22 protein-coding genes are annotated in these 21,490 nt (G+C 59.2%); all 22 read right to left on the minus strand.

The window, feature by feature from the left end; all coding sequences use genetic code 11:
- Window positions 1-78: 78 nt before the first annotated feature.
- The 22 genes from AC1RDS_RS01755 to AC1RDS_RS01860 all read right to left on the minus strand — a co-directional run bounded on the left by AC1RDS_RS01755 (window position 79) and on the right by AC1RDS_RS01860 (window position 21,489).
- Window positions 79-267 (minus strand): hypothetical protein, encoded by a 189-nt coding sequence (locus tag AC1RDS_RS01755; protein ID WP_492226647.1) that lies wholly within the window; start codon window positions 265-267, stop codon window positions 79-81.
- Between the two features lie 104 nt (window positions 268-371).
- Complete coding sequence (locus AC1RDS_RS01760; RefSeq protein ID WP_287877661.1) at window positions 372-896, minus strand: phosphoribosyltransferase; 525 nt, start codon at window positions 894-896, stop codon at window positions 372-374.
- Window positions 897-948: 52 nt separating this feature from the next.
- Entirely contained in the window at window positions 949-2,322 is a 1,374-nt protein-coding gene (locus AC1RDS_RS01765) for an adenylosuccinate synthase (RefSeq protein WP_348683546.1), read from the minus strand.
- 12 nt (window positions 2,323-2,334) lie between these two features.
- Entirely contained in the window at window positions 2,335-3,498 is a 1,164-nt protein-coding gene (locus AC1RDS_RS01770; RefSeq protein WP_348683548.1) for an ATP phosphoribosyltransferase regulatory subunit, read from the minus strand.
- Between the two features lie 91 nt (window positions 3,499-3,589).
- Complete coding sequence (locus AC1RDS_RS01775) at window positions 3,590-3,775, minus strand: DUF2065 domain-containing protein (protein ID WP_026436286.1); 186 nt, start codon at window positions 3,773-3,775, stop codon at window positions 3,590-3,592.
- Window positions 3,776-3,793: 18 nt separating this feature from the next.
- Entirely contained in the window at window positions 3,794-4,702 is a 909-nt protein-coding gene (gene hflC / locus AC1RDS_RS01780) for a protease modulator HflC (RefSeq protein ID WP_287877668.1), read from the minus strand.
- Window positions 4,703-4,711: 9 nt separating this feature from the next.
- Window positions 4,712-6,076: an FtsH protease activity modulator HflK gene (hflK, locus tag AC1RDS_RS01785; protein WP_348683552.1), complete on the minus strand. Its 1,365-nt coding sequence runs from the start codon at window positions 6,074-6,076 to the stop codon at window positions 4,712-4,714.
- A gap of 53 nt (window positions 6,077-6,129) precedes the next feature.
- Complete coding sequence (gene hflX, locus AC1RDS_RS01790) at window positions 6,130-7,266, minus strand: GTPase HflX (RefSeq protein ID WP_492226693.1); 1,137 nt, start codon at window positions 7,264-7,266, stop codon at window positions 6,130-6,132.
- Between the two features lie 99 nt (window positions 7,267-7,365).
- Window positions 7,366-7,620 (minus strand): RNA chaperone Hfq, encoded by a 255-nt coding sequence (gene hfq, locus AC1RDS_RS01795; RefSeq protein WP_005795570.1) that lies wholly within the window; start codon window positions 7,618-7,620, stop codon window positions 7,366-7,368.
- 104 nt (window positions 7,621-7,724) lie between these two features.
- On the minus strand, window positions 7,725-9,068 hold the full coding sequence (gene der / locus AC1RDS_RS01800; RefSeq protein WP_092700766.1) for a ribosome biogenesis GTPase Der: 1,344 nt from the start codon (window positions 9,066-9,068) through the stop codon (window positions 7,725-7,727).
- Between the two features lie 13 nt (window positions 9,069-9,081).
- A complete protein-coding gene (bamB, locus tag AC1RDS_RS01805) occupies window positions 9,082-10,248 on the minus strand; it encodes an outer membrane protein assembly factor BamB (RefSeq protein WP_092700769.1) in 1,167 nt (388 codons plus the stop codon).
- Entirely contained in the window at window positions 10,245-10,931 is a 687-nt protein-coding gene (locus AC1RDS_RS01810) for a YfgM family protein (RefSeq protein WP_092700772.1), read from the minus strand. Before AC1RDS_RS01810 ends, bamB begins: the two co-directional genes overlap by 4 nt.
- Before the next feature lie 18 nt (window positions 10,932-10,949).
- Entirely contained in the window at window positions 10,950-12,215 is a 1,266-nt protein-coding gene (hisS, locus tag AC1RDS_RS01815) for a histidine--tRNA ligase (protein WP_244273747.1), read from the minus strand.
- A 149-nt stretch (window positions 12,216-12,364) separates the two neighbouring features.
- Window positions 12,365-13,636: a flavodoxin-dependent (E)-4-hydroxy-3-methylbut-2-enyl-diphosphate synthase gene (gene ispG / locus AC1RDS_RS01820; protein ID WP_092700778.1), complete on the minus strand. Its 1,272-nt coding sequence runs from the start codon at window positions 13,634-13,636 to the stop codon at window positions 12,365-12,367.
- Between the two features lie 8 nt (window positions 13,637-13,644).
- Complete coding sequence (locus tag AC1RDS_RS01825) at window positions 13,645-14,577, minus strand: helix-turn-helix domain-containing protein (RefSeq protein ID WP_244273745.1); 933 nt, start codon at window positions 14,575-14,577, stop codon at window positions 13,645-13,647.
- The gene (gene pilW, locus AC1RDS_RS01830; RefSeq protein ID WP_092700782.1) at window positions 14,570-15,406 is read right to left on the minus strand and encodes a type IV pilus biogenesis/stability protein PilW; all 837 of its coding nucleotides are present in this window, start codon (window positions 15,404-15,406) and stop codon (window positions 14,570-14,572) included. The genes AC1RDS_RS01825 and pilW overlap by 8 nt, the downstream gene beginning before the upstream one ends.
- Window positions 15,407-15,432: 26 nt before the next feature.
- A complete protein-coding gene (gene rlmN / locus AC1RDS_RS01835) occupies window positions 15,433-16,554 on the minus strand; it encodes a dual-specificity RNA methyltransferase RlmN (RefSeq protein ID WP_348683558.1) in 1,122 nt (373 codons plus the stop codon).
- Window positions 16,555-16,638: 84 nt separating this feature from the next.
- Window positions 16,639-17,064, minus strand: a complete 426-nt coding sequence (ndk, locus tag AC1RDS_RS01840) for a nucleoside-diphosphate kinase (protein WP_092700787.1) — start codon at window positions 17,062-17,064, stop codon at window positions 16,639-16,641.
- Between the two features lie 86 nt (window positions 17,065-17,150).
- Window positions 17,151-18,662, minus strand: a complete 1,512-nt coding sequence (locus AC1RDS_RS01845) for a pseudouridine synthase (RefSeq protein ID WP_431603998.1) — start codon at window positions 18,660-18,662, stop codon at window positions 17,151-17,153.
- Window positions 18,659-19,399 (minus strand): SMC-Scp complex subunit ScpB, encoded by a 741-nt coding sequence (gene scpB / locus AC1RDS_RS01850; RefSeq protein WP_092700790.1) that lies wholly within the window; start codon window positions 19,397-19,399, stop codon window positions 18,659-18,661. Before scpB ends, AC1RDS_RS01845 begins: the two co-directional genes overlap by 4 nt.
- Window positions 19,400-19,552: 153 nt before the next feature.
- Window positions 19,553-20,548, minus strand: coding sequence for an RluA family pseudouridine synthase (locus AC1RDS_RS01855; RefSeq protein ID WP_348683655.1), 996 nt, complete (start codon window positions 20,546-20,548; stop codon window positions 19,553-19,555).
- An 80-nt stretch (window positions 20,549-20,628) separates the two neighbouring features.
- On the minus strand, window positions 20,629-21,489 hold the full coding sequence (locus tag AC1RDS_RS01860; RefSeq protein WP_092700794.1) for a peptidoglycan DD-metalloendopeptidase family protein: 861 nt from the start codon (window positions 21,487-21,489) through the stop codon (window positions 20,629-20,631).
- Window position 21,490: the final 1 nt, after the last annotated feature.

Below are 21,490 nucleotides of genomic sequence, written 5' to 3' on the forward strand. Positions count from 1 at the left end.
GCCATCAAACGCCCACGCTTATCGGCTGTATGTTTTTAATGAACCAGATCACAAAGCGCCAAAGCTGCTTCATCATCCTCACTCCGCTGCGATCAGCAGAGCCTCAAATTCTAGCACGGTTTTTAAAGAACCGTCAAACTTTCGAAAACTTTCTCCCTCCAGATCCCAGCCGCTTGCAGCAACCAGATCCACCGAGCGAAGCCTTGAATTATATACCGGGTTTTTACCCAGACCAACCCAAAACCATCTTCTTTTTTTCCTCTGCATCCAGAGCCCTCACGAAGAGAGCTCACGGCAGCGAAGCCATAGACTATAGCACGGAAATGAGGCGGAAATTTCCCGCCCACAGTGCACTCAGCAATACCAACCCATCACACCTTCCACTTCTCCAGCAGTTTGTCGGGTCCCAAGGCGTCGTAGCCTTCAAAGGGCTGATGGATCCATGGATTGGTTGGCAGGAACTCCACCGAATAGTCTGGCGTGAAGGTTGACATGCCCTTGGTCCAGATGACCGCACTGCGCAATTCCGAGATGGGGGCATAGTTCGTCTTCAACATGTCCATCACCGCGTGCAGCGTGTGGCCAGAATCTGCCAGATCGTCCACCAACAACACACGTCCGGCTATTTCACCTTTGGGTGTAGTGATGAAACGTGCGATATCCAGATGCCCTTGAACCGTGCCCGCTTCAGCTCGGTAAGAACTCGTAGACATGATTGCCAAAGGCTTGTCAAAGATGCGACTCAGGATGTCTCCTGGACGCAAACCACCACGGGCCAGACAGAGGATGGTCTCAAACTCCCATCCAGATTGATGGACCTTGAGCGCCAGCTTCTCGATGAGATTGTGGTACTCGTCATAGCTTACGTAAAGGTGTTTGCCGTCTTCCGTCAACATACTTGCTCCTGAATCAATAGCTGGCAACGCTTTAAATTTAACTATCCAGGGGCTATGCCACGTAGGGATGGCGCATCAGGATGGTGTGGTCACGATCCGGACTGGTAGAGACCATGGCAATTGGCACGCCGGTGACTTCAGCGATACGCTCCAAGTATTGCCGTGCACTCAATGGCAGCTTGGCATAGTCCGTCACGCCAACCGTGGACTCACTCCAACCTGGCAACGTCTCATAAACGGGCTGGCAACGCGAAATGTCATCCGCTCCCATCGGCAGCAGGTCGATCAGCTCGCCGTCAAGTTCATAACCGGTGCACAGCTTCAACTCCGACAGGCCATCCAGTACGTCCAGCTTCGTGATGCAGAGGCCTGACAGGCCATTGACCTGCGCGCTGCGCTTGAGCAATGCAGCGTCAAACCATCCGCAACGACGACTGCGCCCAGTCGTTACACCCTTCTCCGCCCCCACCGTGCTCATGTGGTAACCCGGCGTGCCGGGCTTCTCCCAGTCCAGTTCGGTAGGGAAGGGACCGCCTCCCACGCGTGTGCAGTAAGCCTTGGTAATGCCGAGGATGTAATGCAGCATGCCGGGCCCGACACCAGAGCCCGCCGCAGCGTTGCCTGCAACGCAGTTGCTGGAGGTCACATAGGGATAGGTACCATGGTCCACGTCGAGCAAGGTACCCTGCGCACCTTCAAACAGCAGATTTGCGCCCGACTCGTGCGCATTGTTGAGCTCCCGCGAAACGTCCGCCATCATGGGCTTGAGCAACTCGGCATGGCGCATGGCTTCGGCGTAGACTGCATCGAACTGCACTTCACCGTCGCGCATATAGGGCTGAAGAGCATCACCAAAAACGAACTTGCCAGATCCCAGGAAAGTCGCCAGCACGTGGTTATGCAAAGAGAGCAGTTCGCGCAATTTCACAGCAAACCGCTCTGGGTACTTGAGATCCTGGACCCGCAGGGCACGGCGGGCAATCTTGTCCTCATAAGCGGGGCCAATTCCCCGGCCCGTAGTGCCGATTTTCTCCGTACCGCCTTGCTCGCGGGCGGCCTCTCGGGCAACATCCAGCGCCGCATGAAATGGCAAGATCAGCGGGCAGGCCTCACTGATGCGCAAGCGCGAGCGCACCTCGACACCGGCTTTCTCAAGCCCCTCGATTTCCTCGAAAAGCTTGGCAGCAGACAGCACCACCCCGTTGCCGATGTAGCACTTGACTCCAGGCCGCATGATGCCACTGGGGATCAGATGCAACGCAGTCTTCACGCCGTTGATCACCAACGTGTGCCCTGCGTTGTGCCCTCCCTGAAAACGGACAACGCCCTGTGCGCTTTCCGTCAACCAGTCCACCAGCTTTCCTTTGCCCTCGTCACCCCACTGGGTACCGACCACGACCACATTGCGACCTTTGGTTGCTTTCATCTCAAACCCAATTCAATTGTCAATTGCTTCAATAGCTTGCACGACCCATTGACCCGAGGCCAGAACCAGCTCTCGATCGCAATGGAACTCATCAACTTCGCTTTCGTGCCCCGGCAGCACGCAAACCACGGTTTCACCACGATTGCGCAGCGCCGAAATGGCCGCATGAACATCGCCCGAATCGCCCCAGGGCGCACGAATGGCAGCCTTCAGTGCGCGCGGGGACACCACGCCGACCACCTGCTTGATGTCAAGGCTGAACCCAGCGGCAGGCCGGTTGCGCCCAAATACGGCACCCACTTCGTCATAGCGACCACCGCGCACCAGGGCATCGCTGGCTCCGGGAGCATAGATGGCAAAGCGCGCCCCACTGTAATAGGCATAACCCCGCAAATCGGCCAGATCAAAAGTGACACGAACCCCCTCGAGGCGGGATGCCAACAACTTCAAGTTGGATAGCAGTTCGCGCACACCAGGTGTGCGCTTGAGGGCCTGTTCTGCCTCAACCAAAATACTTTCATCGCCATAGAGTTGCAACAACGCCAGCAACCCCTCGCGCGATGCCACGGGAAAATCGCGGGCCAGAAAAGCCAACTCGCCGGCATCCTTGGTGGCCAAGGCTGCGTGAATGGCCTGAAGCAGGTTGCCATCCACCGTCACGCCTGCAAGCAAGCTACGAACGATCCGAACATCGGCAAGATCCACGGTGGTGTCCTGCACATTGGCGACCCGCAAGCAATGCAGCGCCAGCAGCAGCGCCTCAAGGTCTGCCTCCAGCCCGGCATGGCCATAGATTTCTGCACCGAACTGCAGCGGCTCGCGCGTCGCATGGGGACGGTCAGGCCGCGTGTGCACCACCGGGCCGCAGTAGCAGAGTCGGGTGACCCCCTTACGATTGAGCAGATGCGCATCGATGCGGGCAACCTGGGGTGTGGTGTCGGCACGCAACCCCAAGGATCGGCCTGAGAGCTGATCCACCAACTTGAAAGTCTGCAGACCGAGTGCCTCACCGGTTCCCGTCAGCAGAGACTCCAGGTGCTCCAGCAGCGGCGGCATGACAAGCTCATAGCCATAGCAACGGGCCGTATCAAGCAGCCCGCGACGCAATTCTTCGATGTGCCGCGCTTCGGACGGCAAGACATCGGCAATATGATCCGGCAGGACCCAAGCAGACATGGAAATGGGAAGGCTGTTAAAAACGTGATTCTACCGGCAGCGGTGAAACACACCGAGCGCGGCCATGGTCGCGGGATTGAGGTCCGCAGAATCAGACCAGCAGCATGGCGATGCCAGAAACGATGCACAGCAGTGCAAAAAACCGAATCTGGCCGTCGCGCAGCTGCACCATCTGCGTAAAGACACGGCGCCAGCCGGCAGGTGACACGAACGGCAAAAGCCCCTCGATCACCAACACCAACGCCAGCGCGGTCCAGAGACTATCGTTCAATTCCACGTGGCTTGGCCGGTGGCGTTACTTGCGCGCCGGCTGGACTGCAGGGGAAGCAGACCCGCCTCGAAAAGCCTTGAAAAAATCAGATGAGGACGGGTCCAGCACCATGACGTCGCTCTTCTTGCTGAAGCTGGCCTTGTAGGCTTCCAGGCTGCGATAGAACTGGGCAAATTGAGGATCACGGCCAAACGATTCGGCATAGATGCGTGCCGCCTCGGCATCCCCTTCACCCTTGACCTTTTGTGCATCGCGATAAGCATTTGCAATGGTGATCTCGCGCTGACGATCGGCATCGGCACGAATCTTCTCCCCCTCCGCCGCCCCCGTCGAACGCAGCTCATTGGCCACGCGCTTACGCTCTGCCTCCATCCGGCGATAAACGGATTCGGTGATCGCCTCGACGTAGTCCACCCGGGTGATGCGAACATCCACCACATCCACCCCCCACGGTTTGGCGCCGCGGACGGTTTCCAGGACTTCGCGCTTCACATCGGCCATCAGGTTCTCGCGCTTGAGCGACAACAGTTCCTTGACCGTCCGCTTGTTGATTTCCTCCTGAAACGCATTGCGCACCACCCGATTGAGCTGCATGGCCCCAGCAGTCTCATCCAGACCAACGTTGCGGATGTATTCGGTGGGTTCAGAAATTCTCCAGCGCACATACCAGTCAATGACCACACGCTGCTTCTCAGCCGTCAGCATGGGCTCGGTGTCAGTGCTGTCGAGGGTCAACAACCGCTTGTCAATATAGGACACGTTCTGAAAAGGTGGCGGCAACTTGAAGTTCAGCCCTGGTTCCGTAATGACCTCCTTGATCTGCCCCAAGGCATACAAGATGCCAAACTGGCGCTGATCCACGACGAAGAGCATCGAGCTCATCAATGCGAGCACTACCAAGACGGTAGAAGCAATAAATCCAACTCTGTTCACAAGATGCTCCTAGCGGGTTTCGCGGTCACGCGTACGACTGCTGTCACGCGTACGGGAATCGTTCGGCAAACTGCCAGCCGGTGCCGACGGAGGCACCGCCAAGGCCCCGCCAGCGCCGGGAGTCTCGACCGAACCGGATGATTGCGAGACACCCTGCATGATCTTGTCCAACGGCAGATAGAGCAGGTTGGATCCCTGCCGCGACTCCACCAGCACCTTGGTCACGTTGCCGTAAATCTGCTGCATGGACTCCAGATACATGCGGTCGCGCGTAACCTGTGGGGCTTTCTGATATTCCGCCAGAACGGAAGAAAACCGTTGCGCATCGCCCTGTGCCTGGGCCACGATGCGGGCCTTGTATGCAGCCGCCTCTTCCTTCAACCGGGAAGCTGAACCGACTGCACGAGGAACCACATCGTTGGCATAGGCCTCGGCTTCATTTTTCGCCCGCTCCCTTTCCTGTCCGGCCTTCAACACATCATCAAACGAGGCCTGCACCTGCTCTGGCGGACGCACGCCCCCCTGCTGCAGATTGATGCCGACCACCTCCACACCCACCTTGTAACGGTCGAGTATGGTCTGCATCAGCGCGCGCACCCGCGGCGCAATCTGATCGCGCTCTTCGGCCAGGGCGGTATCCATGCGCATCTTGCCCACCACTTCACGCACGGCCGTCTCCGCCGCCTGCACCACCGCATCTGCCGGATTCTTGCTCTCGAAGAGCCAAGCCCTGGCATCGCTCAGGCGGTACTGAACGGCGAACTTGATTTCGACAATGTTTTCATCTTCAGTCAGCATGGCCGACTCACGCAGGCCCGTGCTCTTGATCACATTGTCCCGCCCCACATCGGCAGAGCGAATCTGGGTCACAAAAACCAGTTCGTGGCGTTCAATCGGATAGGGAAGGCGCCAGTTAAAACCCGCCCCCTTGGTGCTTTGGTACTTGCCAAAGCGCGTGATGACTGCCTGCTGGCCTTCCTGGACAATGAAGATGCCGGTTCCCATCCAGATCACAAACACAATGCCGGCGATAAGACCAATGCCCATGCCCGCATTCTTCATATCCGGCTGAAAACCACCACCATTGCCGCCACCAGGGCCCCGAGATCCACCGCTCTTGTTGCCGAACAGCCCACCCAGCTTGCGATTGAGGTCGCGCCACAATTCGTCCAGATCAGGTGGCTGCCCCTTGGATCCAGAGTCGCGCCCACTGCCGCCTCCCGAAGGCTGCACAGGGGGACGCTCGGGCTCAGGACGGTTGCCATCCTCGGCCTTGTCCTCGCCACGCCCCCATCGGGGATCGTTCAAATTGAACATCCCACGGATGCGGTCTGGGAGCATTGCCCAGCGTGGGTTACGGTCTTGAAAATTCATGCGCAAAGTCTCTGGTTCTCTGGTGATATCGATGCAACCGGCATTGTGCCCAATCAGGGTGCCTGGGTCGGGAATTCAGCGAGATCGACTGGGGTCATGTCGGCTTGGACTGCAAGCACGGTCTGGGCCAATTTTTGCCGAAGTACATCAAGACCTTCTCCGCTGCGCGCACTGACAAACAGGCGGTCCACAGGTCGGCCATCCAGTTCGTACATATCCTGCAACAAGGCGGGACGCTGCTCCGGCGCAATGGCATCGAGCTTGTTGAATACCAGCAACTGGGCAATGTCGGCAGCGCCAATTTCGTGCAGTACCCGTTGAACTTGATCGATCTGCTCGGGGAAGTTGGGATTGGACGCGTCCACGACATGCAACAGCAAGTCCGCATCCACCGCCTCTTGCAGCGTGGCCTGGAAGGCATCCACCAGTCCGTGTGGCAAGTCGCGAATAAAGCCGACGGTATCTGACAGCGACACGGATCTACCAGCCTCCCCCAGATACAACTGCCGTGTCGTGGTATCCAACGTGGCGAACAGCTGATCGGCGGCATACGCCCTCGCCTTCACCAAGGCATTGAACAAGGTGGATTTTCCGGCGTTGGTGTAACCCACCAAGGAAATATTGAAAGTATCACGCCGCTCTCGCTGGCGTCGCTGCGTCGAGCGCTGGCGCTTCACCTTGACCAGGCGTTCCTTGGTCCGCTTGACCGCGTCGCTGATCATGCGACGATCCAGCTCAATCTGGGTTTCGCCCGGCCCCCCGCGCGCACCAATCCCACCACGCTGACGCTCCAGGTGCGACCAGCGCCGAACCAGTCGAGTGCTCAGGTATTGCAGACGCGCCAATTCCACCTGCAGCTTGCCCTCGTGGCTTCGGGCCCGTTGGGCAAAAATTTCAAGGATCAGCAGCGTCCGGTCGTTGACAGGCAACTCAAGGTGGCGCTCCAGATTGCGCTGCTGTGCGGGACTCAATGCCTGATCAAAGAGCACCTCCACTGCACCATGCATCTGTGCGAGCATGCGGATCTCATCCGCCTTGCCCGAACCGACAAACAGCGCAGCATCGGGCGCCTTGCGCTTGCAGGTCAGCCGTGCAACAGGCTCCAGCCCGGCAGTCTGCGCCAGCAGCCCCAACTCCTCAAGGCTGGCATCAAAATGAGGCAGACCAAAATCGACTCCCACCAGAAGCACTGGAGTACGTGGAGCATTGATCGAATCAGAGGAACTCAAATGAACCGGCCCATCTTCGTGGCTGGTCTTTGTTGACCGGCCGTGCAGCACCGCGCCCAATCAGGCGCCGCTGTTTTCAGCATCCGGGGTGTCTGCTGTTGAAAAATTGACCGCACGTCCCGGCACAATCGTGGAAATGGCGTGCTTGTAGACCATCTGGGTCACCGTGTTGCGCAGCAGCACCACGTACTGGTCAAACGACTCAATTTGCCCCTGCAGCTTGATGCCATTCACCAGATAAATGGATACGGGCACGTGCTCCTTGCGCAGAGCGTTCAGGAAAGGATCTTGCAGAAGTTGGCCTTTATTGCTCACGATATTCTCCGTGTTCAAGTGTTGTTGTAAACCATCACCTTACCACAGCACGCACTGCGGCAAAGTGGATGCCACAGAATCCCTCTGGCACCCACGTTCTTGACTTAACTGTCGTCTTTGTCAGCGAAGGGGTTGTGAGATGTCTTCATTTCTATGCGCAGCGGTGTTCCCACCAAATCGAATTCCTTGCGGAAACGCCCTTCCAGGAAACGCTTGAAAGCATCCGTCACATGTTCCAGGGAATTCCCGTGGATCACAATCACCGGCGGATTCATGCCCCCCTGGTGTGCGTATCGCATCTTGGGGCGGAACATGCCCGCGCGCTTCGGTGCTTGAAACTGCACCGCCTCCAGCAGCACACGCGTCAGTACCGGCGTAGACATCTTGCAGGTCGCCGCTTTGTGCGCCTGGGCGATAGAAGCCCACAAGGGACCCAAGCCTTGTCGCTTTTTGGCAGAAATGAAATGTATAGCTGCAAACTTCAAGAACGTCAGCCGGGTTTCAATGGACCGCTCAAGCAATTGGCGCTGGTAGTCATCAACGGCATCCCACTTGTTGACGGCCAGAACCACCGCCCGCCCACTCTCAAGGATGTACCCAGCAATATGCGCGTCCTGGTCTGTGACTCCCTGGGTGGCATCCAGCAACAGCAGCACTACATTTGCCGATTCGATCGCCTGCAGGGTCTTGACCACCGAGAACTTCTCGATAGCCTCGAACACTTTCCCCTTGCGACGCAATCCGGCAGTGTCGACCAATTCGAACCGTTGTCCATTGCGCTCAAAAGGCACCGTAATGGCATCGCGCGTGGTGCCCGGCATGTCAAAGGCAACCAGACGCTCTTCACCCAGCCACGTATTGATCAGGGTTGACTTGCCCACGTTGGGGCGGCCGGCCACCGCCAGCTTTATCGTACTTTTATCTAGGTCCTGATCGGTATCGTCAGGCTCCGGCAGATGAAGCGGCTCCAGGGCCAGATCCACCAGCCCACGAATCCCCTGACCATGGGCCGCGGACACCGGGTAAACGTCACCCAGGCCCAATTCGTAGAACTCTGCCAGCTGAACGCCCTGCACCATACCCTCGGCCTTGTTCGCCACCAAAACACACGGTTTGCCAAGCCTGCGAAGATAATTTGCGATATCGTGGTCCTGCGCTGAAACACCCGCGCGTGCGTCCACCACAAAGATCACCACATCGGCTTCCGCCACAGCCTGCTGCGTTTGCTTGGCCATCTCGCGATAGATGCCGCTGGATGCGTCCGGCTCGAACCCCCCGGTGTCGATCACGATGTACTCGTGCTTGCCTTGCTTGCCGTTGCCGTAGTGCCTGTCGCGCGTCAACCCGGCAAAGTCGGCCACGATGGCATCTCTCGACTTTGTGAGGCGATTGAACAACGTGGATTTCCCGACGTTCGGACGCCCCACGAGGGCGATAACTGGCTTCATTGAAAATAACCCATCAATCAGGACGGAAGCCATATATCCCGCCATTGCGGGTGACAGCCACCAAGGTATCCGCAGCAACAACCGGAGCGGCGGCGATGCCGGAGGCATCTGTGGTCAATCGATTCAACGGGCCGCCATCATCGCGAGACAGCAGATGCAAGAGCCCGGCATCATCCCCTACAACAACCGACCGCCCCAAAAGCAGCGGCGCCGTCAGCTTTCGAAACTTGAGCCGATCCGATGTCCAGGCACGCGTGCCATCGGCTCGGCGCCAGGCAAGCACCACACCATTGCTCTCAGTTCCAAAAATGAGTTCACCGTTGCCGTGAATACCCTCTGTTCCCGCCGCAAGCTGCGTCCAAGCCACGATGCCACGCGCCGTATTCACGCACCCCACGGATGCTTGAAATGCGCGCGCGCAGACACTATCGCCGACACGTGAAACACGACCGACCAAGTCCACGAGACGCTCCACATCGTTCGTACCACGGGCACTGGCCAGAGGGGCTTCCCATCGCACACTGCCATTGTCCGGATTGAGGCCCACCAATCGGCCCGACAATCCGACCACCAGCGTATCACCGACCGCCAGGAGCACCCCGGATTGACGCAATACCAAGGGCTCTCCGGGACGGGACTGGGTCCACAAACGCCCCCCCGTCGCAGCATCATAGGCAGCAACCGACCGGTCGGCAGACAACACAAAAATGCGGTTTCCCGCCACCAGCGGAGCAGTAAAGGTTTGTGTCTGCAAAGGCTTGCGCCATAGCTCGCGCCCTGCCTCCATTGAGACCAGCATGTTGCTGCGGGAAACAACGGCAGTCCATTTGCCGTCGCTGCCCACCCCCGCCGACAAGGGTTCACCCAGTGAGGCACGCCAGAGATCCGCCCCCGATCGGGCATCCAGAGCAACCACCACGCCATCCGCCGATGCGACGGTCACTACATGGCCAGCAGCGTGAACATCCAGAGGCAGCCCTGCAACGCTACCGATGCGCGCCGTCCAAACCTGGCGAACGCCCAGAACGGGAACATTGGGGCCAAGATCCGCAGGCACGGGCTTGGAACTGCCACCCCAGAGCGAGCAACCACTCAGCACTGCCCCTGCCAAAAGCACGGATGCCACATGCTTGACACGCAAGATCGACAACGGAGAAAGCGAGGGTAAAACAAATCTCATTTTTTGACCTTGTCGGATGTAACGGCCACGGCGACAGCGTCTTGAGGATGAACTCCCAATGCGTTGAGCTTGACCTCCACCAGGCGGCGGTACTCCACGCGATCGTCAAAAGCCTTGAATGCGCGGCTGTACTCGGCAATGGCTTGCTCCTGCTTTCCCTGCAGCAGCAAGATATCACCCTTGCGATCAGCGACCACCGCATCGAACTCGGCCGGAAATGCTCCCGAGACTTGCTTGAGTGCTCCATCCAGATCCTTCTGATCCATGAGCACGCTGGACAGGCGCAACCTGGCAATCGCCTTGTAGCCATCATCACCGGCATTTTCGACGACCCAGGTTAAAGCGTCCTTCGCCCCCGTAGCGTTGCTGGCATCGAGCATGGATTTGGCAAGCACCAGCCCTGCCTGCGCAGTCTGCGTCGTTCCTGCATATTTAGAGCGTAGATCACCAAGCGCCTGCTCCATGCGAGCCTGGTCGCCGGCGCGGGAAGCCACATCGACTGCATCAAAAAGTGCCGCGGCCTGCGTTGACTGGCGATTCTGCCAATACTGGTAACCATTCCAGGCGGCGAGAGAGCCAAATACCAGCAGCACCAGGGAACTGATCAATGTTCCCCAGGTGTTCCAGAAATGCTTGAGTTGATCAAGTTGTTCTTGTTCTTCGAGATCGAGATGATTGGCCATGAATATGCTTGCTTGAAATTAACTGGAAAATTGCAGGGTGCTGGCCCATTCGGACACACTATCCAGGCAGTGCTCCGTCTGCGCACCACTGCCATCTCGCAATGACTTGCACAAAACCATGCCGCGCGCCAGCTCATCCGATCCAAAAACGAGCGCATGCCGGGCGCCACTGGCGTCTGCCTTCTTGAACTGGGATTTCATGCTTCCCATGCCTTCACCCGACGCAGGGGCACCATGCATCTGTACGCTGACACCGTGCGCCCGCAAGCGCTCCAGCGTCGCAATGGCCACCGGCAAAGCGGCCGCATCCGGAATGACCGCGTAAACATCCGGGGTCACCGGTGGAATGGCGCTGCCCTGTTCCTTAAGAAGTTCCAGCACACGCTCGACCCCAAGGGCCCAGCCAACAGCAGGCGCGGCCTTGCCTCCTATCTGCTCAATAAGATAGTCGTATCGTCCGCCACCACAAATAGTGCCCTGGGAACCCAACTGGTCCGTGACAAACTCAAACACCGTCAGATTGTAGTAATCCATGCCACGCACCAAACGTGGATTGACCCGCCAGGAAACGCCATTCGCATCCAAAATGGCCTTGACCACGTTGAAGTGCTGCAAAGACGCTTCACCGAGAAAATCAATCAACCGCGGTGCCGCTTCCACGATCTGCTGCATCGCCGGGTTCTTGGTGTCCAGAATCCGCAACGGGTTGCTATGCAGTCGCCGTCGTGCCTCGTCATCCAGAGCATCGACATGGCGTTCCAGATAGGCAATCAAAGCGGCCCGGTGGGCCTTGCGTTCGTCCGGTTGGCCCAGACTGTTGATCTCCAGGCGCACATTGTGAAGACCCAGCTCTTTCCATAATGCATTGGCCAACAGAATCAATTCTGCATCCAGTTCCCCACCGGGAAATCCGAGCGCTTCCGCCCCGATCTGATGAAACTGGCGATACCGCCCCCGCTGGGGACGCTCGTGGCGGAACATGGGGCCCATGTAGTACAAACGCTTGCCACCGTCGTACAGCATGGAGTGTTCAGCAACAGCGCGAACGACTCCGGCCGTCGCCTCCGGCCGCAAGGTCAATTGCTCGCCATTCAAGCGGTCCTCAAAGGAATACATTTCCTTTTCGACGATATCGGTGACTTCCCCCAGCCCACGAACGAACAGCGACGTCGGCTCGACAATCGGCGTGCGAATATTGCGATAGGCATACCGCTCCATGAGCGAACGCACCTTGCTCTCCAGCCATTCCCACCGTGCGGAGTCGGGCGGCAAGATGTCGTTCATGCCTTTGACAGCGGTTAGCTTTTCAAGCTTCGACACAGGGGTTCCTTTTTCAGTACGCACTGCGGTATTTTCTTTATGGAGATGGAAGGATAAGAAACAGGGCGCGCCAAGGACCTGCAGGCCAACCGCGCCGGAACCGCGCTCACAAACTACGCGGTCGAAGACACTGCCCCGAACCGCTTCTCGATGTAGTTTTCGACGATCTGGTGGAATTCATTGGCGATGTTGTCGCCACGCAGGGTGAGGGCTTTTTCCCCATCAATGAACACCGGGGCAGCAGGTGCTTCACCGGTACCGGGAAGGCTTATGCCGACATCAGCGTGCTTGCTTTCACCCGGGCCATTCACGATGCACCCCATGACCGCAATCTTCAGATTTTCCACACCGGGATAACGCACGCGCCACACAGGCATCTGCGCGCGAAGGAAATCATCAATCTGTTTGGCAAGATCCTGGAAAGTGGTGCTGGTCGTACGGCCGCAACCAGGGCATGCCGTCACGCTGGGGACGAAAATCCGCAGACCCAGTGACTGCAGGATCTCCGATGCCACCACAACCTCCTGCGTCCGCGCTTCACCCGGTTGGGGGGTGAGCGAGACGCGAATGGTGTCGCCGATGCCCTCCTGCAGCAAGATCGACAACGCGGTGGTAGATGCCACGGTTCCCTTGGTACCCATGCCCGCTTCCGTGAGCCCCAGATGCAGCGCATAGTCGCAACGGCGCGCCAATTCACGGTAAACCGAGATCAGATCCTGAACGCCACTGACCTTGCACGAGAGGATGATCTGATTGCCGTCCAAGCCCATGTCTTCGGCACGACGCGCGGACTCCACGGCTGAAGTGATCAGGGCCTCGTACATCACCTGGCGCGCATCCCATGGTTGGGAGCGACGGCTGTTGGCATCCATCAGGCTTGCCAGAAGTTCCTGGTCAAGACTGCCCCAATTGACACCAATACGAACCGGCTTGCTCCACCGCATTGCCGCTTCGATCATTTGACCGAACTGGCGATCACGCTTGTCTCCCTTGCCGACGTTGCCCGGATTGATGCGGTACTTCGACAATGCCTGGGCACAATCCGGGAAATCTGTCAAAAGCCGATGGCCGTTGTAATGAAAGTCGCCGACCAGGGGAACGCTCTCCCCCATGCGATCCAGTTGTTCCCGGATATAGGGGACCGCTGCCGCAGCCTCCGGCGTGTTGACGGTAATCCGAACAAACTCGGACCCCGCCTGGGCCAGTTCCTTCACCTGGATAGCTGTGCCGATAGCATCCACCGTATCCGTATTGGTCATGGACTGGACGCGCACAGGAGCATCGCCGCCCACTGTGACGACACGAGATCCCCACACCACCCTCGCCTGCCTGGAGCGCCGAAGGGCAGGTGTTGACACGGCGATCGGCGCTGTATTGGTATCCATTGTTTCCACTATCTCACCTCGAAGCGAGCGACATTCTCACGGGACACGGAGCCCAGCTCATAAGGCTTGCCACGCACAAAAACCTCGGTAGCATCCGCTCGTCCGATGACTACCGCCAGAGGCAGCGCACCCGACACAGAAACCAGCTCGTCGGGTGCCAAATTGCGCTGAAATACCACGGCACCTGTCGCATCCCGAACCTGTATCCACGACTCTCTGCGCGCCTTGAAGGCAAGCACACCAGCAGGTGTATCGACAGCAGACGCGGGAACAGCAGATGCTTCAGCGGAAGACATGGCAGGAACAGGTGGTGCTTCCTCCGCCGACTCCTTGGAGTCACCGGCAAAAGCCGTGACCTCCACGCCAGAAGTGGCACTCGCCGGCGCGGAAACTGCAGTGGCTGGGCGCTCCTGCGCCACATCCACCGCAGGTGTGGAAATCACGGCATCTGGCGCTGGTTGCTTGAACAATGCCAGCAGGTCAGCTTCAAGGCTGCGGGGCAAGAAAATCATCAGCGCTGCCCCGATCAGCAGCATGCCCACCGCCCACACCAGCGTTTTCGAGCGTGGAACGACAAACGGCGTAGACGATGATTTGCTTCGGAAGCCCTTGACGGTCGCATTCAGCCCCCCGTCATTGTTGGACAGCCTGGGACTTTCTCCTTGAGGGAGAAGCGCCAGAACCGGCTCAGGGTTGATCTTCAGGGTACGGCAAATGCTGGACGCCAAAGCCCGCACAAATACGATGTCCGGGAGTGCAGAAAAATCATCCGCCTCCAGGGCTTCGAGCTTTCCCACAGGAACCTTCGTGGCTCCCGCCAGAGCAGCAATATGCACTCCGGCAGCTTCCCGGGCCTCCCGCAACAACGCGCCCGCCGTCACCCCTCGCGCATATTGGTCATGCGATTCAGACCCCGACTGCTCGCCCATCAACTCACTCATTGAATGCCCCGCGTTCATACGCGCCCCACTCGCGCGACTCAGGGAACCGCTTGCGCAACTGGTCTGCAAGCTGCCGCGCGGCCACCGTGTCCCCCAAGGCACGCTCCACCTTGATCCCGAGCCACAAAGATTCCGAGTTGGCATATTCGCTGTTGTTCAGGCGCCGAATGTAAAACTGCGCACGACTCAACTCATTGCGTCGCAGCAGCAACGCAGACAGGTGGTACCCCACCACGGGATTTGCAGCATCCAGTTCATAGGCCTTGATCAGGGACTGCTCGGCTTCTGCATACTGTGCTGCACCCACCTGGCACAGTCCTCTGGCCATCAGCGTCTTGCCGCGGGCAGCATATGCAGGGTTGTCCAGCGCACGGACAAACTGCTGATCCGCTTCTGCATATTTTTTCTGCTGGCATAAAAGCCAGCCAAAGTTATGCAACAAATTGGGGTCGCCTGGACGCAATGCCTGCGCCCGGCGAAAGCTTTCTTCCGCCTGGGCGAAATCGTTGAGCCGCAAATAGATAAGACCACGCAGGTTGTAGGCGTCCGCATAGTTGGCATCAGCCGCAAGCGACTGCTTGACCTCGTCCAGGGCCACGGCAGTTTGCCCCATCTCGAAATAATTCGATGCCAGCTCCAGGCGAATTCGTGCACGGCGCCTTGCATCAGGTTCGTCGGACGGTGTCACCAGATCCGCAGTGGAGTCCGAAGCAGAGGCGCCCCCATTGGCCGCACAGCCGCCAAGAGCAAAACAAAAGCCCAGGACACCACAAGCCATCAGCATCCAGTGCCGATATTGCCGCCAGCGACCACCAGTCGATCCCACCATGTAGCGCTTCCTTGATAAGTAGCGACCTAAGTCACCTGTTTGAGCACGATTGTGCGTTGCTTTGCCATACGCTCCACCACACGTGTGCGGTCTTGCACATCGCCTGCCAATTGACCGCAGGCAGCATCGATATCATCCCCGCGCGTCTTGCGCACTGTCGTGACAATGCCCGCTTCGCTCAGCACCTTTGCGAAGATTGCCACCTGTGCCTGGGAAGAACGCTTGAGCCCTGATGCCGGAAATGGATTGAACGGAATCAGATTGAATTTGCAGTGGATCGCCCTGCCAATCGATGGCTTGACCAGTTCAATCAGTTGATGGGCATGCTCGATCTGGTCGTTCACCCCATCCAGCATGCAATATTCAAATGTGATGAAGTCCCTTGGCGCATGCTCGAGATAACGGTGACACGCCTCCAGCAACTCCTGGATCGGGTACTTGCGGTTTATCGGCACCAGATAATCGCGCAAGGCATCACTGGGCGCGTGCAAGGACACAGCCAAGGCCACAGGACAGTCCTGCGACAATCGATCCATCATGGGAACGACACCCGAAGTAGACACCGTTACACGCCTGCGCGACAGGCCATAACCATGGTCATCGAGCATGACCCTCAACGCCGGCACAAGGGCCGCATAGTTTTGTAGCGGCTCCCCCATCCCCATCATCACCACATTGGTAATGATGCGGGAAGAAGAGCCAAAGCGGGTGCGCAAGGCGTGCTCGGCAAACCACAACTGCGCAACGATCTCACCCGTGGTGAGATTGCGGCTGAAGCCTTGATGGCCTGTCGAGCAAAATCGGCACCCTACTGCACAACCGGCCTGCGACGATACGCAGAGTGTTCCCCGATCATCTTCAGGAATGAACACGGATTCGACGGCATTGCCGCCACCCACGTCAAACAACCATTTGACCGTGCCATCAGCCGAAACATGTTCACTGATGACTGGCAGGGCCTGCACATGAGCACAGCCCTTCAACTTGGTCCGCAATGCAACGGCCAGATCGCTCATGCCGTCAAAATCGCTGGCGCCCCGCTGGTGAATCCAGCGGAAAAGCTGTGTCGCACGAAAACGCTTTTCCCCGAGCTGACCACAAAAACCGATCAACCCATCCAAGTCAAAATCCAGAAGGTTGGTTGTCATGGCAGCCGCGCCCTCAGTCGGTCGCAACTGTCCCCAGCACTTGATTTCTCCAGCGAGACCAGAACGAGTGTGGGGACAATCATGTCAGCGCGAGTAGACGTTCATGCCGGCGAAGAAGAAGGCGATTTCCACTTGAGCGGTCTCAGGGGCATCGGAACCATGCACGGCATTGGCATCAATGCTGTCTGCAAAATCAGCGCGAATGGTGCCGGCCTCGGCCTTCTTCGGATCCGTTGCACCCATCAATTCGCGATTCTTCAGGATCGCGTTCTCACCTTCCAGCGCCTGAATCATGACGGGGCCGGAGATCATGAAATCCACCAGATCCTTGAAGAAAGGACGTGCCTTGTGCACAGCATAGAACTGCTCAGCTTCCAAGCGGGAGAGGTGGGCCATGCGGGCAGCGACAACCTTGAGGCCGGCGGCTTCAAAGCGGGCATAAATCTGGCCAATGACATTCTTGGCAACTGCGTCGGGCTTGATGATGGAGAGAGTACGTTCGATAGCCATATTGATTTCCTGGTGTGATGTTGCTGTGATTTTTGCCCATAGGGCAAAGCTTTTGATTCTAACCGGGCAAGAAAACGCCGGCAGGTCTAGCGATTGCCTCCGCGACGGGATCCACCACCCATACGGCGCTGATCCTGACGGTGGCGCGACAGACTGTCTACACCAATGTAGCCCACCGATGTTTTCATGGGATCGGGTTGTGCACTCCCGCGCTGGCGATCCGGGTTGCCGCCGCGCACCCCCGGATCATCCGATCGACGAGGCCCCTGGCCGCGCGCCTTGCCCCCTCCGCCACCGGCACCTGCAGAACGCTTGCGAGCATCGCCCACGCGTTGCTGCCCCCCACGTCCGCGCCCCCTGTTGCCGCGCTCTGCGCCGCCAATGCCTTCCTCGCCACCCACTCCTCTGGCTTCTGAGCGTCCCGCCCCGGCAGCCTGCACCAGGGCGCGGATGTCGCTCTCATCGAGTTCCAGCCAGGCCCCCCGCTTAAGCCCACGGGGCAAGACCATTGCTCCATACCGGATCCGGATCAGGCGGCTGACCGCATGGCCCACGGCCTCCAGCATGCGACGCACCTCGCGATTGCGCCCCTCGGAGATGGTGACGCGATACCAGCAGTTGGAACCCTCCCCACCGCCGTCCTCGATCGAGCCAAACGCGGCCATGCCGTCGTCCAGCCGGACACCATCCAGCAATTGCTGTTTTTCTTCGTTGCTCAAGGCACCCAGAACGCGTACGGCATATTCCCGCTCCAATCCGAATCGGGGATGCATCAGCTTGTTGGCCAACTCACCCGAACTCGTGAACAAAAGCAGCCCCTCTGTATTCAGATCCAGTCGACCGACCGACTGCCATTTCCCCTGCTGCAACCGGGGAAGCTTGCGGAACACGGTCGGACGGTTTTGTGGATCATCGTGGGAAACCACCTCCCCGACGGGCTTGTGATACGCGATGACACGCGCCGGCGGAGGATCGATGCGGTAACGAATCGGCTTGCCGTTCACCTTCACCTGATCGCCAAACTGCACGCGCTGACCGATGTGTGCCGGCTCGTTGTTCACCGAAATTCTTCCCTCGAGAATCAACTGCTCCATCTCGAGGCGAGAACCCAACCCTGCCTGTGCCAGCACCTTGTGAAGCTTGGGTGTTTCTGCCTGGGGCAATAAAACGCGCTTGGGGGCCACGTCCTCGCTGTTGACCTCGTCGGCATCGAAACGCCCGGAAATGACGTCTTCGAACTGGTAGCCACCCGCCGCAGAGGGGGGGGATCGCTTGCCGCGCCCAGCGCCTCCCGCGTGGCGCGGATTTGCCGGGGGCCTGGTGCCGGTCTCGCTGTGATCTTCCATCACTGGCGATTCCGCAACCTGAAACGCCACTTCCGCGCTCTTCAGCGGGACCGACAACACCGCAGCAGGCTCCGGTTCCACCGATTCTTTGGCGAGCGCAGCATGGGCCGCCACTGCCTCGACGGCACCATCCGCTGGCACCGCTTTCTTGCGAGAGGTTTTTCGTGCCGCAGATTTTTTCTGCAGCATTGCCGCCTCGGAATTCTCCATCTCATGCGGCATGTTCTGTACATCGGAAGTGGAATCGTTCATAAATTATTTCCCGAGACACCCCCGGGGGCATCCTCTTGTTCATCGTGGAGATTGGTCTCCACACTTGGCCTGGCCTGCATCTCCTGCAACGCTTCCTGGCGCTCCAGCCCCGGCAACTGATCGCTCACCGACGAAAAAACCTCGGGGATGCCGCCTCCATCCATCTCCAAAGCTCCCTGCAGGCTGGCTGCCGAGGCCATTGCCTCCAGTACCGAGGCACTGCCGGTGGGATCATCCAGTACAGGCAACTGATCCAGTGACTGCAAGCCCAGATCATCCAAAAACTGGCGCGTGGTCGCAAACAACGCAGGCCGGCCCACTGTTTCGCGGTGGCCAATGACCTCCACCCAACCCCGGTCCTCCAGCTGCTTGACGATCAGGCTGTTGACGGTGACCCCCCGAATGTCCTCAATATCCCCACGCGTCACAGGCTGACGGTACGCGATGATGGCCAGTGTCTCCAGCGTGGCACGCGAATAGCGCGGAGGTTTTTCCGGATGCAGCTTGTCCAGGTATTCACGCATCTCGGGACGGCTTTGAAATCGCCACCCGGAGGCCACCTGCACCAGTTCAACGCCCCGCAATGCCCAGTCCTGCTGGAGTTCCTGCAACAGGACTTTCAGCGTGTCCGCCCCCAGTGCATCATCAAAAAGTACACGCAGCTCCCGTACCGCCATGGGCTGCGCAGCGCAGATCAGGGCGGTTTCGAGGACCCGTTTGGCATCCACCGTATTCATGGTTCAGCGATTCCGGGAAAAATTGGGCCACACAGCGTTTGCAGGCACTACACCAACTGCAGGAGTCGATCCATGGTGCACCAGAAAGACACTCTGGAACAAAGCACCGCGCGGCGGGAAACCGCCTTCGGGCGAATGCGGTCGGGCAGACCGTCAGGGCGGATTGTAGCCCAGCCCCCACTGGGACAGCGCCTGCTCCATATCGGGCGGCAACGGCGCCTGGAACTCAAGCGCAAGGCCTGAGACCGGATGCTGGAAACACAGCCGGTAAGCGTGCAGTGCCTGACGCTCCAACCCCGCAGCGGGAGCCCCACCATAAAGAACGTCCGCCACCAGGGGGTGCCCTATGGATGCCATGTGCACCCGAATCTGATGCGTGCGTCCCGTATGCAAGGTGCACTCCACCCAGCAACCCATGTCGTTGCCCGCAAGCCATCGCACATCGGTGCGCGCGGGTTTGCCGGCATGGCTGTCCAGATTGACCACGGCCATGCGCAAACGGTTGCGTGGGTCGCGCCCTATGGCGGCCTGCACCGTGCGGTTGCGAGGCCCCGTCCAGGGCCGGTGCGCCAGCGCAAGGTACTGCCGGTGCACGGTGCGCTGCGCAATCATGCGCACAAGTGTGTCCATCGTTGCCCGATCCCGGGCAACCACCATCAGGCCACTGGTGTCCTTGTCCAGCCGGTGCACGATGCCAGCGCGGGGCACCAGATGCGCCTTTTCGTCGCGTGCCAGCAACCCGTTCAGCAAAGTTCCGCCCCAGTTGCCCGGGGCGGGGTGAACCACCAGTCCCGCCGGCTTGTTGATCACGAGCAGATGTTCGTCCTCATAAACCACGTCGATAGGTAGCGATTGCGGTCGAAACGCCTGGCTCTGCAGCGTCGGGCGCAGCTCGATCACGAGCGGATCGCCCGCCTTCACCCGCGCAGCAGCCTTGGTCGCCGTATGACCACTCAGGGAAACAAGCCCCTGCGACAGGAGCTGCTGGAGATAGCTGCGGGAAAATTCGGGCACGAGCTCGACCAGCGCACGGTCCAGGCGTGCGCCATGCTGGGCGACGCCCACCTCCAGATGGCGCAGTTCGGATTCGGCCTCGGCAAGGCCACTGAATTCGTCCGAGAAGCCTGCGTCCTCCGCACTCTCTGGCAACCCATCTCCCTGCGCGATTACCAACGCCGGTTTTTTGTTCGATCCCCCCTTGTGGAGCGCATCAGACACAGCAGACAAGCTCAGCGCGCCGGCAGGTAGCGGACAGGGTCCACGGGTTTGCCCTGGCGGCGAATCTCGAAATGAAGCTTCACGCGATCAGCATCCGTGCTGCCCATCTCCGCGATTTTCTGCCCGCGCCGCACGGTCTGGTCTTCCTTGACCAGCAACGCCTGGTTGTGTGCATAGGCCGTCAGGAAGGTGTTGTTGTGCTTCAGGATGACGAGATTGCCGTACCCCCGCAAACCGGCGCCCGCATAGACCACCCGCCCGTCGGCTGCGGCGAGAACCGGGTCACCGGCTTTGCCTGCAATATCGAAGCCCTTGTTACGGGCCTCATCAAACCCCGCCAGCAGGGAGCCAGAGGCCGGCCAGATGAAAGGAACATCATCCTCCGACGAGGCGGCTGCATGCGCAGGCGCAGGGACGGGTGCTGGCACGGGCGCTGCAGTGCTGGCGGCCGGCCTGGGCGCACTGGCGGCCGAAGAAGGGGTGACAGCTGCGGAGGCAACAGGACGCGTCACCACGCCCGTCTCTGCGACGGCAGCCGAGGGCGGCACGACGCGCAGCACCTGCCCCACTTCGATCAGATTGGCATTGTCCAGGTTGTTCCAGCGTGCAATGTCTTTCCAGCCCTGACCATTTTCAAGGCCGATGCGAATCAGCGTATCCCCTGCCTTGACAGTGTAATAACCCGGTTTTCCAGCGTTCTCGGCGCCCGGCAAGGGCTTGGCGGATGCAACAACCACCCCGGGAGAGGAGGATGCCGAAGACGCTCCACGGTCCTCCACAGGAGCCTTCGTCATCCGGGTTCCGCAGCCGACAAGCACCAGCGCCGTCAACACGGCGGAAACACCAACGACATGACTACGCGATACCAACATA

It is taken from the genome of Acidovorax sp. GW823-FHT02H02 (assembly GCF_058797075.1).

Excerpts from the sequence above, each read along its gene's own strand:
- AC1RDS_RS01825 (WP_244273745.1), bottom strand. The coding sequence starts at position 14,577 with ATGAGTGAGTTGATGGGCGAGCAGTCGGGGTCTGAATCGCATGACCAA.
- ndk (WP_092700787.1), bottom strand. The coding sequence starts at position 17,064 with ATGGCTATCGAACGTACTCTCTCCATCATCAAGCCCGACGCAGTTGCC.
- rlmN (WP_348683558.1), bottom strand. The coding sequence starts at position 16,554 with ATGACAACCAACCTTCTGGATTTTGACTTGGATGGGTTGATCGGTTTT.
- AC1RDS_RS01760 (WP_287877661.1), bottom strand. The coding sequence starts at position 896 with ATGTTGACGGAAGACGGCAAACACCTTTACGTAAGCTATGACGAGTAC.
- AC1RDS_RS01765 (WP_348683546.1), bottom strand. The coding sequence starts at position 2,322 with ATGAAAGCAACCAAAGGTCGCAATGTGGTCGTGGTCGGTACCCAGTGG.
- scpB (WP_092700790.1), bottom strand. The coding sequence starts at position 19,399 with ATGAATACGGTGGATGCCAAACGGGTCCTCGAAACCGCCCTGATCTGC.
- hflK (WP_348683552.1), bottom strand. The coding sequence starts at position 6,076 with ATGAATTTTCAAGACCGTAACCCACGCTGGGCAATGCTCCCAGACCGC.
- der (WP_092700766.1), bottom strand. The coding sequence starts at position 9,068 with ATGAAGCCAGTTATCGCCCTCGTGGGGCGTCCGAACGTCGGGAAATCC.
- ispG (WP_092700778.1), bottom strand. The coding sequence starts at position 13,636 with ATGGATACCAATACAGCGCCGATCGCCGTGTCAACACCTGCCCTTCGG.
- AC1RDS_RS01860 (WP_092700794.1), bottom strand. The coding sequence starts at position 21,489 with ATGTTGGTATCGCGTAGTCATGTCGTTGGTGTTTCCGCCGTGTTGACG.
- pilW (WP_092700782.1), bottom strand. The coding sequence starts at position 15,406 with ATGGTGGGATCGACTGGTGGTCGCTGGCGGCAATATCGGCACTGGATG.
- bamB (WP_092700769.1), bottom strand. The coding sequence starts at position 10,248 with ATGAGATTTGTTTTACCCTCGCTTTCTCCGTTGTCGATCTTGCGTGTC.
- AC1RDS_RS01810 (WP_092700772.1), bottom strand. The coding sequence starts at position 10,931 with ATGGCCAATCATCTCGATCTCGAAGAACAAGAACAACTTGATCAACTC.
- AC1RDS_RS01845 (WP_431603998.1), bottom strand. The coding sequence starts at position 18,662 with ATGAACGATTCCACTTCCGATGTACAGAACATGCCGCATGAGATGGAG.
- AC1RDS_RS01755 (WP_492226647.1), bottom strand. The coding sequence starts at position 267 with ATGCAGAGGAAAAAAAGAAGATGGTTTTGGGTTGGTCTGGGTAAAAAC.
- hisS (WP_244273747.1), bottom strand. The coding sequence starts at position 12,215 with ATGAACGACATCTTGCCGCCCGACTCCGCACGGTGGGAATGGCTGGAG.
- AC1RDS_RS01770 (WP_348683548.1), bottom strand. The coding sequence starts at position 3,498 with ATGTCTGCTTGGGTCCTGCCGGATCATATTGCCGATGTCTTGCCGTCC.